Annotated in this window: 14 protein-coding genes; 10 read left to right on the top strand and 4 right to left on the bottom strand. The window is 51.0% G+C overall.

What is annotated here, in order from left to right; translation table 11 throughout:
* A complete protein-coding gene (locus tag HMPREF9439_RS01435) occupies positions 1 to 552 on the bottom strand; it encodes a 5-formyltetrahydrofolate cyclo-ligase (RefSeq protein ID WP_008810245.1) in 552 nt (183 codons plus the stop codon).
* 36 nt (positions 553 to 588) lie between these two features.
* On the opposite strand from HMPREF9439_RS01435, the gene HMPREF9439_RS01430 reads away from it, so the two are divergent.
* Entirely contained in the window at positions 589 to 1,701 is a 1,113-nt protein-coding gene (locus HMPREF9439_RS01430) for a tRNA nucleotidyltransferase/poly(A) polymerase-related protein (RefSeq protein ID WP_008863431.1), read from the top strand.
* On the opposite strand, the gene HMPREF9439_RS01425 is transcribed toward HMPREF9439_RS01430, so the two are convergent.
* Positions 1,675 to 1,866 carry a DUF2905 domain-containing protein gene (locus tag HMPREF9439_RS01425; protein WP_008810243.1) on the bottom strand — a complete coding sequence of 64 codons (192 nt, stop codon included), beginning with the start codon at positions 1,864 to 1,866 and terminating at the stop codon, positions 1,675 to 1,677. The two genes, HMPREF9439_RS01430 and HMPREF9439_RS01425, sit on opposite strands and share 27 nt — an antisense overlap.
* Before the next feature lie 43 nt (positions 1,867 to 1,909).
* Here HMPREF9439_RS01425 and HMPREF9439_RS01420 point away from each other — a divergent pair, with 43 nt between their 5' ends.
* The 4 genes from HMPREF9439_RS01420 (at position 1,910) to HMPREF9439_RS01405 (ending at position 4,314) form a co-directional block, all read left to right on the top strand.
* On the top strand, positions 1,910 to 2,314 hold the full coding sequence (locus HMPREF9439_RS01420; RefSeq protein WP_008810242.1) for a dihydroneopterin aldolase: 405 nt from the start codon (positions 1,910 to 1,912) through the stop codon (positions 2,312 to 2,314).
* Positions 2,314 to 3,219: a tRNA 2-thiocytidine(32) synthetase TtcA gene (gene ttcA / locus HMPREF9439_RS01415; protein WP_008863429.1), complete on the top strand. Its 906-nt coding sequence runs from the start codon at positions 2,314 to 2,316 to the stop codon at positions 3,217 to 3,219. Before HMPREF9439_RS01420 ends, ttcA begins: the two co-directional genes overlap by 1 nt.
* A gap of 145 nt (positions 3,220 to 3,364) precedes the next feature.
* On the top strand, positions 3,365 to 3,820 hold the full coding sequence (locus HMPREF9439_RS01410) for a CBS domain-containing protein (RefSeq protein ID WP_008810240.1): 456 nt from the start codon (positions 3,365 to 3,367) through the stop codon (positions 3,818 to 3,820).
* Positions 3,821 to 3,834: 14 nt separating this feature from the next.
* A complete protein-coding gene (locus HMPREF9439_RS01405) occupies positions 3,835 to 4,314 on the top strand; it encodes a YbhB/YbcL family Raf kinase inhibitor-like protein (protein ID WP_008810239.1) in 480 nt (159 codons plus the stop codon).
* 78 nt (positions 4,315 to 4,392) lie between these two features.
* Here the strand turns inward: HMPREF9439_RS01405 and ppk2 are convergent, their stop codons facing one another.
* Entirely contained in the window at positions 4,393 to 5,601 is a 1,209-nt protein-coding gene (gene ppk2 / locus HMPREF9439_RS01400; RefSeq protein WP_008863427.1) for a polyphosphate kinase 2, read from the bottom strand.
* Between the two features lie 26 nt (positions 5,602 to 5,627).
* On the bottom strand, positions 5,628 to 6,548 hold the full coding sequence (gene rsmI / locus HMPREF9439_RS01395) for a 16S rRNA (cytidine(1402)-2'-O)-methyltransferase (RefSeq protein WP_008863426.1): 921 nt from the start codon (positions 6,546 to 6,548) through the stop codon (positions 5,628 to 5,630).
* Between the two features lies 1 nt (position 6,549).
* Between rsmI and HMPREF9439_RS01390 the strand changes: the two genes are divergently transcribed.
* From HMPREF9439_RS01390 to HMPREF9439_RS01370, 5 genes are all read left to right on the top strand, one after another.
* Positions 6,550 to 7,722: a penicillin-binding protein activator gene (locus tag HMPREF9439_RS01390; RefSeq protein WP_008810236.1), complete on the top strand. Its 1,173-nt coding sequence runs from the start codon at positions 6,550 to 6,552 to the stop codon at positions 7,720 to 7,722.
* Positions 7,719 to 9,548: an ATP-binding cassette domain-containing protein gene (locus tag HMPREF9439_RS01385; protein ID WP_008863424.1), complete on the top strand. Its 1,830-nt coding sequence runs from the start codon at positions 7,719 to 7,721 to the stop codon at positions 9,546 to 9,548. Before HMPREF9439_RS01390 ends, HMPREF9439_RS01385 begins: the two co-directional genes overlap by 4 nt.
* A gap of 89 nt (positions 9,549 to 9,637) precedes the next feature.
* Positions 9,638 to 10,219: a hypothetical protein gene (locus HMPREF9439_RS01380; protein ID WP_240141147.1), complete on the top strand. Its 582-nt coding sequence runs from the start codon at positions 9,638 to 9,640 to the stop codon at positions 10,217 to 10,219.
* Positions 10,220 to 10,360: 141 nt separating this feature from the next.
* Positions 10,361 to 12,199 carry an AMP-dependent synthetase/ligase gene (locus tag HMPREF9439_RS01375; RefSeq protein WP_021867811.1) on the top strand — a complete coding sequence of 613 codons (1,839 nt, stop codon included), beginning with the start codon at positions 10,361 to 10,363 and terminating at the stop codon, positions 12,197 to 12,199.
* A 54-nt stretch (positions 12,200 to 12,253) separates the two neighbouring features.
* Complete coding sequence (locus HMPREF9439_RS01370) at positions 12,254 to 13,600, top strand: coproporphyrinogen III oxidase family protein (RefSeq protein WP_008810232.1); 1,347 nt, start codon at positions 12,254 to 12,256, stop codon at positions 13,598 to 13,600.
* The last annotated feature ends 59 nt before the right edge of the window (positions 13,601 to 13,659 follow it).

The following is a 13,659-nucleotide window of genomic DNA, read 5'->3' as shown; positions in this document are numbered from 1 at the left end:
TTAGAAGCGGCTGAAGCCCGAATCAGAGATGACAGCATTGAGTTTGGCGTCAAAGGTCTGGGCTTCAAAATCTAAACCGCAAAATTCGGAGAAACAGATACCTACGGTAAACGGTTTCTCCGCGCAGGCAGCCAGATAGCGGTCATAGTAGCCGGCTCCGTAACCGAGCCGGTAACCTTGTTTATTTAGGGCTACGCAAGGGACGAGGAGGAGCGGAGGTTCGGAAAAAAGATCCGATGTGGGTTCCGGCACGCTGAAGCGGCCGATCTTCAGAGGCTTCGCAGGATCCCAAAATGCAAAGCGCATCGTTTTGCCCTCTGTCACAGGGAGGAATACCTGACGAGCCGCGCCGGCGCGAAGCCAATTTTTTAATACCTCAGAGATGTCCGGTTCGGAGCCGATAGGGAGAAAGGCGCCGATTGTCTGAACTTTCACAGAATCTAAGAAATCACTGAGGAAGCTGCACAAAGCGTGATTGAGTTCCCCGCGTTTTGCCGTACTTAAGGCATTTCTCTCTTTTAATACTCGGGCACGTTCACTTTTTTTGTCCATACTATGATCGATCCTGCGGTATCTAGGAACTAAGTTATGTCTCTCAAGAAATACATTGTAGGCGGTTGGGTCAGAGACAAGCTGCTCACCGAGCTTGGACACCCCATACAGAGCAACGACAAAGACTGGGTTGTCACAGGGGCAACGCCGGAAGAGATGCTTCGATTAAATTTTGTTCCCGTCGGTAATGATTTTCCGGTGTTTCTGCATCCGAAGACACACGAAGAATACGCTCTTGCGAGGACCGAACGAAAAAGCGGGCACGGGTATAAAGGCTTTACTTTTTTTGCCGATCCTTCCGTTACGCTGGAGCAGGATCTCTTGCGGCGCGACCTTACCGTCAACGCAATGGCGATGGATGAAGAGGGACACCTTATTGATCCCTACGGCGGTTTCGAAGACTTGAAAAAAGGAGTCCTGCGGCATGTGAGCGCTGCCTTTGAAGAGGATCCTTTGCGGGTTTTGAGGGTGAGCCGCTTCCGTGCGAAGCTGCCATGGTTCCGTATTGCAGAAGAAACCAAGGCGATGCTGAAGCGCATGGTAGAAAGCGGCGAGGTGGATGCTTTAGTCCCCGAGCGCGTCACTGCTGAGATTCGTAAGGCGTTAAAGGAAGCGAAGCCCTCGATTTTCTTTGACGAACTCGAGACGAACGGTTTTATGGGCCGCGTCTATCCCGAATGGAAGCAAACGGAGCTTTCCCGCAGCCTGCTTGACGGCCTTTCATCCGGCTTTACGGAAGAAGAAAAATTTGCGGCATCTGTCGCTTCCGTCGATCCAAATAAACTTCCGGCCCTATTGGAGGCACTCCGAATGCCTAAGAAGCTGACGGAGTTTGCATTACTTTTTTCGGAAAGTCTGCGAGACGGTTTTGAGTGCGCCTCTGACGGGAAAGGAGTGCTTTCCGTTCTTCGTCGTAAGGATGCGCTGCGGCGCCCGGAGCGGTTTGCTCAGCTTTTGCGCCTGTTGAAGGAAGCGCATCATATTGATTCTGAGAAAAAATGGCTGATATCAGCCGAGGCGGTCCGATCTTTGGACTTTAGATCGATTTCTGCAGCAGCGCCGGATAAATCTCGAGTACCGGAGCTGATAGAAGAAGCATCCGTCCGAGCGATTGATAAGGCATTAGATAAATTTGCCGATCAGCATTAACACGACGGCAATGAGAATGGTACTGGCTAACGGAATTTGAATCGGATGGCCGAAGACCTTGAAGTTAAGATCGCCGGGCAGCCGCCCGATTCCAAGCTTTTGGAGCCATGGAATCGCAGAGGTGAGGACGCAGAGTCCGATGAAAATAGTCAATATCCAACGCATGGAAAGATTTTGACACAGAAATAGGAAATAAAGGGAGTTCAGAGTGAATTCGGATCCGTTGCTTATTTCAGGGAAATATTGGAAGATCAGCCTGAATCGCTATGAAACGAAGGCTCGTATCGGTGCGTATCAGCACGAGAGGCTTCTGCCTCAAAGGTTAAGATTGAACGTCTCCGTATATGTAGAGAAAGGGGCGGCGCCGGTTAGTGAACTCTCGGAAGTGTTTAACTACGACAGAGTCATTGAAGCTATCGAAGCGGTTGTTCAGGAAGGCCACATTGATCTGCAGGAAACCCTGCTTGAGAGAACGGCCGAGCGGCTGCTGAAATATCCGGAAGTGGCCGCAGTTCAGATCGGCAGTGAGAAACCCGATGCATATTCAAAAGCCGAATCCATCGGCGTTGAAGCATTTTTTAGTAAAGACAAGGAAAGGATTAAGACTGAATAATGGAACCCGTCAAAATCGAAGAGCTTAAAGATCAAACGGAACAAAACATTTCAACTGCGGAAGAGAGCGCTTCAGAGGCACCTTCCGAGGAGAAGAAAGAGCGTTTATCGTTTGAAAACAGAAAACTCGAGAAGCGCTTGGTCAGACTTTGCGCCCAGGCGATTACGGATTTCAATCTGATTGAAGACGGAGACAAGGTGATGGTGTGTGTCTCCGGAGGAAAGGACAGCTATGCACTGCTTGATGCGCTCGTGCGTCTGCAGGGACGTGCCCCGATCCGCTTCGAGCTGCTGGCATTTTGTCTGAACCAGCATCTTCCCGACTTTCCTTTGGACCGACTTATTGCGCACCTGGAGAAGATCGGCGTTCCGTATCACATTGAGGATCAGGACACTTTTTCCATCGTGAAGTCGAAGTATTCGGATAATCGAAATCTCTGCTCGCTTTGCTCGCGTTTGAGAAGAGGCATTATCTATCGTGTGGCAAGAGAGCAGAAGTGCACGAAGATTGCGCTGGGACACCATTTGGACGATGTTGTCAGCACGCTGATGCTGAACATGTTTTATGGCGGACGCCTTAAGTCCATGCCTCCCAAGCTGTTAAGCGACGCAAAGGAGCATATTGTGATTCGTCCGCTCGTGTACCTGCGCGAGAAAGATTTGGCTCGCTGGTGCCGCATCAAAGGCTACGATGTCATTCCCAAATTATGCGGAGCCGATGACGTCTGCCGACGTGAAATGAAAGAAATTATCCAAAGGATGGATCGAGAGACGCCGGGACGAGTGGAGAACATTTTCCGCAGTTTGACCCGAGTTGCTCCGTCGCATCTGCTGGATCAGTCATTATTTGATTTTAAGGACCTGGAAAAAGAACGCATCACTCCTGAAACTTCGGAGGAGGTTTAGCGCGGAGATCCGTGTTTTCGAGCGGTCCCGCATGGCTTTAGAGCCGTTTTGGTTTGGTATGATACCGTGTTGAGGGTGAGTGCCCGAACCCTTATAAAGATCAAATACATAGCGTAAGGGCAATAGGTTTTAGCAAGAGGTATAGATGAGAGCTCGTTCTATCAAAATTATCGATTTGTCAGTACATACAGTTGCCACAATTCCACTGGGAACTTCTGTTTTGGATTGTTCTAAAGCCATGCGAGCTCTTCATGTAGGAAGTCTGGTTGTCATCAATGACGACAGACAGCCGGTCGGAATGATCACTGACCGTGATATTTGCATTGAAGTCGTGGCATTAGAGAAAGATCCGAAAGGATTAAAAGTTGAAGATGTCATGTCTGCGCCCGTTTGCACCGCAAGCGCCGACGAAACCGTCGTCGATGCTTTAGCAAGAATGCGCGAGCAGGGCATTCGCAGACTGCCGGTTGTCGACAAAGATGACAAGCTGTGCGGCATTGTTACCGCAAACAATATTGTCGAAGAAATTTCCGAGCAGCTCGACAGCATTGTTCGCGCCATCAAGTCCTCCAAGACCCGTGAACAGTCTGTGAGACCCTAAGAAGGAACTGAGGGATGGAGAAACTTGAAATTCAGTCTCCGGCATTTGCGACGGGGGCACCGATCCCGAAAGAATATACTCAGCAGGGGAGCGACATGTCTCCTCCGCTGGAGATCACCAATATCCCCAAAGGCACGCAGTCTCTAGTGCTGGTGTGTGTTGATCCGGATGCGCCGGATCCTGAGGCTCCTAAGCTGACCTTTGTTCACTGGGTCGCCTATAACCTCCCGGCTCAGGATCTTTCCATTCCGGAAGGCGCTGATCTCGAGAACCTTTTTCCCGGCTCCTGCGAGGGCGTAAACGGCAGAGGCACCGTGGGCTACATCGGACCGAAGCCTCCGATCGGAACTCACCGTTACTTCTTCAAGGTGTTTGCGGTTGATACGGTCCTGAGCTTTAACGAACCGCCTGAGCTTAAGGATGTGTTTAACGCCATTGACGGGCGTGTCGTTCAGATGGCCGAGACCATGGGAACCTACAAACTTCAGTTCTAGACGTTCCGTCTTCAGAAAAACCAAAAGGCCGCGACTGCGGCCTTTGGTGTCTCTACACCGCTTTAAGCGGCGCCGGATTTATTTTGATTTTTTCTTTGTTTCAGTATTCTTTTCGGCGAGATGAGTACTCAGCTGAAGAAGAATGTCGCTGTGTTCGCCCTTTTCATAGATCGTGTTGGCGCGGCCTAAGATCAGCGGGTCAATCGCGCCGATAGCATTCATATCTTTGCCGGTGTAGGGCAGAGACTGAAGAACATAACGCATGGCGTTCAGGCGGGCGCGTTTCTTGTCGTCGCTCTTAATGACGGTCCAGGGGGCGGCCACGGTATCCGTATTAAGGAACATGGCTTCTTTAGCCTTGGTGTAGTCATCCCATTTGTCGAGAGAGGCCATATCGATCGGAGAAAGTTTCCAGCGCTTGAGCGGATGAACCTGACGCTCTTTGAAGCGTCTTCTCTGTTCCTTGCGACTGACGGAGAACCAGAACTTGATCAGGTAGATTCTGCTGCGGGTCAGAAAGCGCTCGAATTCAGGGCACTCGCGCATGAATTCGAGATACTGGTCATCAGTGCAGAAACCCATGACGCGTTCGACACCGGCACGGTTATACCAGGAGCGGTCAAACAATACGATTTCACCGGCAGTCGGCAGATGTTTTACGTAACGCTGGAAGTACCATTCACCGAGCTCACGCTGAGTCGGTTTTTCCAAAGCAACGACGCGTGCTCCGCGGGGATTGAGATGCTCCATGAAGCGACGGATGGTGCCGCCCTTTCCGGCTGCGTCGCGGCCTTCGAACAGAATAACGACTTTCTGTCCAGTCTCCTTGACCCAGTTCTGAAGTTTCAGAAGCTCGACCTGAAGAAGATATTTTTCTTTTTCGTAGATCTTGCGGCTCATGCGGTTCTTGTAGGGATAACCGCCGTGCTTCCAGTCTTCGTTTAATTCGTTTTCATTAACTTCGGTCTTCTTGCTGGCGCCTTCTTTTAATTTTTCACGCTGCACCAAAGCCTTCAGGATGGCTTTGCGGTCAGCCGGGGCCTCGCCCTCGAGAATGGAGATCAAAGCCTGCATCTCATGCTCGTTGGCAGCGGCGAAAGTTTGATTGGAGACGTACTCTTCGGCTTCCTTTTCAGAAGTGACCGGAGAGGAGGTAATAGATTCCACTGCGGTGTGGAACGGATCCTCTTCTTTTGAGGCGGCTACGTCGGACTCGGAGACGGTGCTGACTTCTACCTTCTCATCGACCAGTTCGCTGTGATCTTTCTGTTTTTTGCTGTTTGACACGTTAGTACTCACGATTGGGTAAATTATTAATCCATAGTCGTTAGTGAATTCTTCTTGCTGACTATGTAGTTGTAAATGATTTTTTTGGGAAAGCGGGAAATTTTACTTGCGATTGCCGACAACTGTCCAGCCGGAAGGAGCGGGATTAACTCGTCAATCCATTGTTTATCTTCTTCTTTTAACGTCTCCTCCGCTGAGGTTGAAGCCGCGTCGACGACGATGACGTATTCTCCCTTAGGAGGATTGCGGGATAGCCATTCGCGTAAATCAGGAGCGTAGAGGCTGTCGATTTGTTCGAATTTTTTCGTGAGTTCTCGGGCAATTGTGATTTTTCGATCTGCCGGGACGGATTCGCTTAGTTCATCAATTAATTTCTCTAAGCGATGGGGCGCTTCGTACAGAATAAAAGTGCGGCCGCTGTTTATTAACTTTTGAAGTTCACCTGCGCGCTCCTTTTTTCCGCCGTTTAAAAAGCCGTGGAATGTAAAGCCCTCCGGCGCCATTCCCGCCGCAGAGACTGCGGTTACTGAAGCGCTGGCGCCGGGGATCGGAATGACGCGATAACCTTGTCCTCTGACTTGGGCGACGACTTTTGTTCCGGGGTCGGAAACCGCAGGCGTTCCGGCGTCCGTGACGAGCGCAACCCGCTTGCCTTCGGCCAAATAAGTTAAAACCTTTTCTGCACCCTTGTGCTCGTTATGCTGATGGACAGGGAACAAGTGCGACTCTATATTAAACTTCTCCAAAAGTTTTCTTGTTTCCCGGGTGTCTTCAGCGGCAATACAGTCTGCCTTGCTGAGGACCAAAAGCGCTCTGAGGGTAATATCGCCGAGATTTCCGATCGGAAGACCCACGACGTAAAGTGCGGGGGCAGGCAGATCCTGAGAGGGGAGCGAGATGCTTTGGAACAGTTCATTATTGTCGTAGAGGAATTTTCGGGAGTCCATCTTGACCTCGTTGGTAAACAGAATTTTGTGTCGCGTATCTCTGAGCCTTATTACGGCAGCTGCAGTAACGACTGCTGCGGCTCAGCAATCCGAGATCGGACCGACAACGGATGCGCAGGTTCAATCGCAGAACAAAACTAAAATCGCTCTGATTGTATCCCCTAAAGGATCCGTTCTGTCCGAAGCCGCGGCTCCTATTCAGCAGGGAATCCTCGCGGCCAGCCGCGAGGCGACGGCCTCGGGTGCCTGTGAGTTGGTTCAGTATGAACTGAGCAATCCGCAGGATGCCGGTGCGGTATTAAAGAAAGCAGCCGACGACGGGGCAGTACTGGCCATCGGACCTGTTTCGCGAGACGCCGTACAGACGATATCGGAAATGCCCTATCTTCCGCTGCCGGTCGTAGCAATCAATCGTCCGTCCGGAGAAACGGCGCCGGAATTATTTTTAAGTATCGATATTTCTGCAGAGAGCGAAGTCGAGCAGCTTGCGAAGATTGCAGTGGAAAACACCGCTCAAAAGGCAGATCTGGCAGCGAATAATTTTGTAATCCTTACGACTCAGGATCCGTATGACGAGCGTCTGGCAAGAGCCATGGAAGCCGCTTTGGTGAAAGCCGGGGCCGGTGCAGAAAGACGTCATATTTCCTCCGATCAGATTGCCTACCTTCGTCAGGAAATGCGAGGAAAGGCCTTCAGAGGCGCTTTTTTTGCCATGAATGCTCAAAATGCCAGCCTGCTTCGTCCGTATTTGCCGCCTGAGCTTCCGGTTTTCGGGACAAGTTACAGCAATCCGATGCATCAGAAAGACTCCATGCTGGCCAAAACTCAGTCCAACGATTTGAACGGAATGATCACGTTAGAGATTCCGGCCGAGGAGAACACAAGCACTTTGGTAGCTCAGTACAAGGGAGAAAGAGAGAATTTATCTCTGGAAGAGCTGCAAATGTTTTCTGTCGGAGTAGATGCCTGGACCTTAGGTACCAAGTGGATTGACTGGGCACGACGCATTGAAGTTCCCGATGGACTGACCGGACGTCTGAGCTTCGATAAAGACAGCGGAAGCAAAGTGAAGCGAGAGCTTGTAAAAACGGTCGTTAGCCCAAATAAGACAGGGAAGGCCTCTGAAGAGGATTTAGTTCAGTTTACGGAAAGCGCGGAAGAGGCCGGCTTATGAGTTTTGTGACGATGATGGAAGGCCATCTGGCCTGGGGCGATAAGCCGCTTCTCGATAACGCCGACCTTACGGTCGAAGCAGGTCAGAGAATCGGTTTGATCGGCCGCAACGGTACCGGCAAGAGCTCTTTACTTAAAGTTCTTGCGGGTATTGAAAAACTCGACGGCGGGGAGCTGCATACACAGAACGGCCTGCATGCTGTCTATGTAGAACAGGAGCCTTACTTTCCGGAAGCACCGACCGTCATGGACTCTTTGGTGCTTAGAGGGAAGCTGGATGAACTGCCGGACGAAAAAATGCGCTGGCAGATTCAAAGCCGCTTGTCGGAGTTTCTTCATAAGTTCGACCTGGATGAAAACCTTGACTTGAAGAAGGCTTCCGGCGGCGAAAAGAAAAAAGCAGCCCTGGCACTTGCTTTCGCCTTAGATGCAGATCTCCTTTTGCTGGACGAGCCGACAAACCATTTGGACATTGACGCGATTCGTCAGCTTGAAAATATCATCCTGAATGAATTCAAAAAGTCTCGCTCTTTCGTGACGATTACTCATGACCGTGCGTTTCTTAATCGGATCGTCGATACGATTTGGGAACTGGATCGCGGCGTAGTTCGCAGCTATCCGGGCTCTTTTGAAGCCTATCAGCGGAGAAAAGAAGAGGAGTTAGCGGCGGAAGACAAGGCAAGGGCTGATTTCGATAAGGTTTGGACTCAGGAAGAAGCTTGGATTCGCCGCGGCATCGAAGCGCGACGCACACGAAACGAGGGTCGCGTCAGACGTCTGGAGCAAATGCGTATTGAACGTGAGCAAAGACGGGATCGGATCGGCACACTCGATCTTAACTTGGACGCTGGAGAGAGAAGCGGCAAAGTCGTGGCTGAGCTCGAGGGTGTCAGTAAGAGTTTCGGCGACCGCTGCCTGATTAAAGATTTAACGCTTCGCGTGATGCGCGGTGACAAGCTGGGCTTGCTCGGTCCTAACGGCGTCGGTAAGAGCACGCTGATTAAAATTATTTTGGGGCAGATGCAACCGGACTCCGGTACCGTGAAATTGGGGACGAATCTGCAAATTGCCTATTTCGATCAGCTGCGCAGCGAGCTTGATCCTACGAAGACACTGCAGGAAACCGTTTCTCCCGGCTCTGACTGGGTTGAAGTCGGCGGCGTCCGAAAGCACGTGATCGGATACCTTGGCGAATTCCTGTTCCCGCCGCATCGCGTCAATGTCAAAGTTTCCAGCCTTTCCGGCGGCGAGAGAAATCGCCTGCTGCTGGCAAAACTTTTTGCAAAGCCGGCTAACCTCCTGGTCATGGACGAGCCCACCAACGACTTGGATATCGAATCTATCGAGATGCTTGAGGCGACTCTGGCGGAATATCCGGGAACGGTTTTATTGGTGACACACGACCGGTCTTTTATGGATAACGTCGCGACGCTAACGATTGCTCCGGATAAAGACGGTGTTTGGACTTCTTATGTCGGAGGCTATGAAGAATGGCTCAAGTGGCGGGACAAGAGAGAAAAAGAAGAGCAGAAAGCCGCGGAGGCTGCAGCTCAAGCCGATAAATCGCAGAAGACGAGACGCCGGAACGCAAAGCCGGGGCTCAGCTACAAAGAAAACAAACTTCTTCAGGAGCTCCCCGGGCAGATAGAGGCGTTGGAGAATCGTCAGAATGAACTTGTAGAGCTCATGCAGCAGCCGTCCTACGGCAGCAAAGCGCCCGAGCAAATTCGGGCTGACGGAGATGAGATGCAGAAAATTGCTAAAGAGCTCGAAGAAAAGTACGCCTTGTGGGAAGAGCTGGAAGAAAAACAATCGCTTGCAAATTAGTATTTTTGGGCGATTAAAAGTCTTCCAAAAGGCTTTCTAAGCAGTCAAAATAAACGTAAGAACACAATTAAGAGGTTCTTGCGATGAGAATGAAATTAATAAGAACTGCAGCCTGCTTAGCAGCTTTAGGTCTGGCTGTTTGTACGGCTGTTGACGCTCGTCCTCCCGGACCTCCTCCCGGAGGTCCCGGATTCGGACCCGGGCCCGGTTTCCGGGGACCCGGCTGGGGCGGACCGCCTCCGCCGCCGCGTCATCATCATAATCGATGGCACGATTTCGGAAGAGACGTCCTCGGAGGGACGCTGGTGCTCGGTTTAGGCTTGGGATTGGCCAATGCGATTACAAACGCCACGACTCCGACCTATACAGCTCCGACATATGTGGCGCCTTCCTATGTAGCGCCGACATACGCCGCACCGACCTATACGCTTCCGACTTATACCGCGCCTGTCGTGACAGCTCCCGTGGTTTCAGCTCCGGTTGTTACCGCCCCTGCGGTGACGGCGCCGGTTGTCACCGCGCCTGTAGTCGCAGCCCCGGTTGTGACGGCTCCTGTCGTCACCGCAGCAACGATTCCGGGTAAAACGATGTACTGGTGCCAGGCTAGTAAGAATTTTTATCCTTACGTGACGGAGTGTACCAGCGGCTGGGAAGCCCGCGTTATGCCTTAATTTAATCGCGGAAGTTCAAAGCCTTCGTTCCTAATCGGCGAGGGCTTTTTTATTGGTGAAAACACCTAAAATTTCGATCGTTTTCAATAGAATTTCAGCTTTACGCTGAAAGTACTATGGGATATTTGTGTGGAGAGAGAGTTGACTGAAACGAAAGAACAACGAGCTGAGGCACTCAACAGCTTAAGCACACTTTGTGATTTCTTTCAGAATCGTGTTCTGAAAGGACCGTCGGACGAAGCACTGAGAGAATTTAATCGGGCAACAAAAGAGTGGGTCTCAGTCACGTACAAAGAGCTTGGCGAGAAAGTAAAAAATTGGCAGAGAGCGTTTGCTGATTTGGGGCTTAACAGGGGAGACCGTGTTGCGATGCTTCTGCCCAACGGTGTGAACGCCGTATGTTTCGATCAGGCGGCTATGGCCAACTCTCTCGTGCCGGTTCCTCTTCACGCGATTGACACTCCTGCCTCGAGCGCTTTCATTCTCCAAGACAGCGGTGCATCCGTTTTGGTGACTGACAAGAAGTCCAAATGGGAAAAGATCCAGGAAGCCGGGTTTGACCTTTCTGCGATTAAAAAGGTCATCATTACAGAAGAGCTGACAGAAGCGTCCGAGCTCATTCAAGGATTAAAGGATTGGCTCAAAGGAGCTCCTAAGGACATTCCTTTGCCGGAGCAGCCCACAGTCGACGATTTGGCCTGTATTGTTTATACGTCGGGAACGACCGGTAGGCCCAAAGGCGTGATGCTCACCCATAAAAACATCACAAGCAACGTCCGTTCAACTCTCGCTCATGTTAAGCCGGAGATCGGCGACATATTCCTTTCGTTCCTTCCGCTTTCTCATATGTTTGAAAGAACGGCAGGTTACTACTTGGCGCTGGCAACAGGTTCGACAATTGTATTTAACCGCTCTCTCCAATACCTTGCAGAAGACTTCAAGATTGCGAAGCCCAATGTTTTGATTTCTGTCCCGAGAGTCTATGAGCGTATCTACGCCAAGCTGAATGACGCGCTTGCCAAGAAAGGCAAAATTCAGGCGGCGTTGTTCCATATGGCCGTTAACGCCGGATGGCAGAATTTCTGCAAAAAAAATTCGATAAAAACGGCCGGGTCTCAGGGTTTAATGTTTGGCGGCTTGGTCAATGCGACGGTCGGTAAGAAGATCTCGGAAAAACTGAAGTCTCAATTCGGCGGAAGGCTGCGCGTGGCCATCAGCGGCGGTGCTTCTCTTAACCCTGAGGCGGCTAAGGTTTTCTGCGGACTGGGTCTTCCGGTGATTCAAGGCTACGGCATGACCGAGACTTCCCCGATCATCAGCGGGAATAACGTGACTGATAACGATCCGGCCACTGTCGGCCGTGCTCTGAAAGATGTGTCGATCCGACTGGGTGAGCGGGAAGAAATCCAGATCAAGGGTGACCTGGTCATGAAAGGGTACTGGGATCGGGAAAAGGATACGAAGAATGCCTTTACTGAAGACGGCTGGTTGAAGACGGGAGACCAGGGGGCCTACGACGGGGAGGGCCGACTGAAGATTGTCGGCAGAATCAAAGAGATCATTGTGACTTCAACGGGCGAAAAAATTTCTCCTGTCGATATTGAAAGTGCATTGGAAACGATACCGCTTTTCCGCCAGACCTATGCGGTCGGCGACGGAATGCCTTACATTGCTGTGCTGATTTCTTTAGATCCGACTTTGTGGAAAAAATTTGCTGCAGAGCAGGGTGTTGATCCGAAGGATCCGGAATCTATTCATGCCCCTGCCGTGCGCAAAAAGGCGCTGGAAATGGTCAAGAAAGCGTGCCGCACATTCCCGGCCTACGCTGTACCCAAAAACATTGCGCTCACTTTGGATGAGTGGACGATTGATAACGGACTGCTGACTCCCACCTTGAAACTCAAGCGTTCTCCGATGCAGGCAAGGTACGGACATCTCATTGAAGAAATGTATAAAGGCGCAAAGAAGAGCCGTATCTAAAAGAGACCTCCGTATAATCGACCGTCTGTCTGCAAAATAACACTGGTAGAAACAATGGAAGAACGTTCCACCGAAACAATTCGCAATGCCTACAAAGGCAACGTCAAGCATGGAAAGTCGGAAGCGATTGCGCCGAAGTGGGTTCTGCAGAGTACCGAAGCGGTGATGCAGTACTACCTCGACCGAGATTTAACGCTTGACCGCTGCGTACTTGAGAAGTTCCCGCTCCCTCAGGAGGGACACAAATATATGCTTTACGCGCATATTCCCTTCTGCAAGACGCTGTGTTCTTACTGTACTTTCCACCGATTCCTTTTCAAGGAGCACAAGGCTCGCGAATACTTTGTGAATCTGCGCAAAGAAATGGAAGCCGTTCGTGCCATGGGATATGACTTCACGTCGATGTATGTCGGCGGCGGTACAACGACCGTGCTGATGGACGAGCTCGCCAAAACGCTGGAGCTGGCTAAAAAGCTGTTTCCGTCTATCAAGGAAGTGTCTGTTGAGACCGATCCTCAGATCATGGGTGATCCGCAGATCCATATGCTCGAGGGCCTCGTAGACCGTATGTCTATCGGGGTCCAGAGCTTCGATGACGGCATTCTGAAAATGACCGAGCGCGATAAGTTCGGCACAGGGCAGGAAGTTTTTGAAAACATTGCAAAAGCACAGGAACTTTTCCCGATCTGCAACGTCGACATGATTTTCGGATTCCGAGGACAGACCGATGAGATTCTTCACCGCGACTTGGAAACGCTGCTGAAGCTCTCTCCCCGTCAGATCACGACCTATCCGCTGATGGTGACGAGCCAGACGAAGCGCAGTGTTAAAGATTCCATTGCGGCACCTCACGACATCATGGCCGGTCAGTACCGTATGATTCTCGATATGCTGACAGAGGACTATACCCAGCTGTCGGCGTGGGCCTTCGGGAAATCCAACAATGAAGGCTTTGACGAGTACGTCATCGACAACGATGAGTATTTGGGCGTCGGCTCGGGAGCTTTCAGCTTCTTAGGTGACTCGCTCTACGTCAACACCTTCTCTCTGCGCCGCTATAACGAACGAATCGGCTCCGGCAACAACGGTGTCGAAAGAAGAAAGGTCTTCGGCAAACGCAGCATTCTTCAGTACCGTCTGCTGCTGCAGCTGTTTGCCGGCCGAATCAGCCGCAAGTACTTCAAAGAGGTTCACGGTGTGGATTTGGACCGCGCGTTATTTAAGGAAGTCCTTGCTTTGAAACTGGCGGGGGCAATTAAAGAAAATCCGGAAGATCATGACCGCTTTATCGTGACCGATAAGGGCAAGCTTCTCGGCCTCGTGATGATGAAGGATTTCTACTCCGCGATGGACAACATTCGGGCGGAGTTAAGGAAACCACTTAAAGAAGCCGACATGTAAGCGAAAACCACAAAGTCCCATATCCACGGGGCCTTTGCTTACATCTGTTTTCATTTGTC

Origin of the sequence: Parasutterella excrementihominis YIT 11859, assembly GCF_000205025.1 — a bacterium.
Taxonomy (GTDB): Bacteria; Pseudomonadota; Gammaproteobacteria; order Burkholderiales; family Burkholderiaceae_F; genus Parasutterella; species Parasutterella excrementihominis.
Note: the sequence above shows the minus strand (reverse complement) of the source record. Positions and strands in the feature narration are given on the sequence as shown.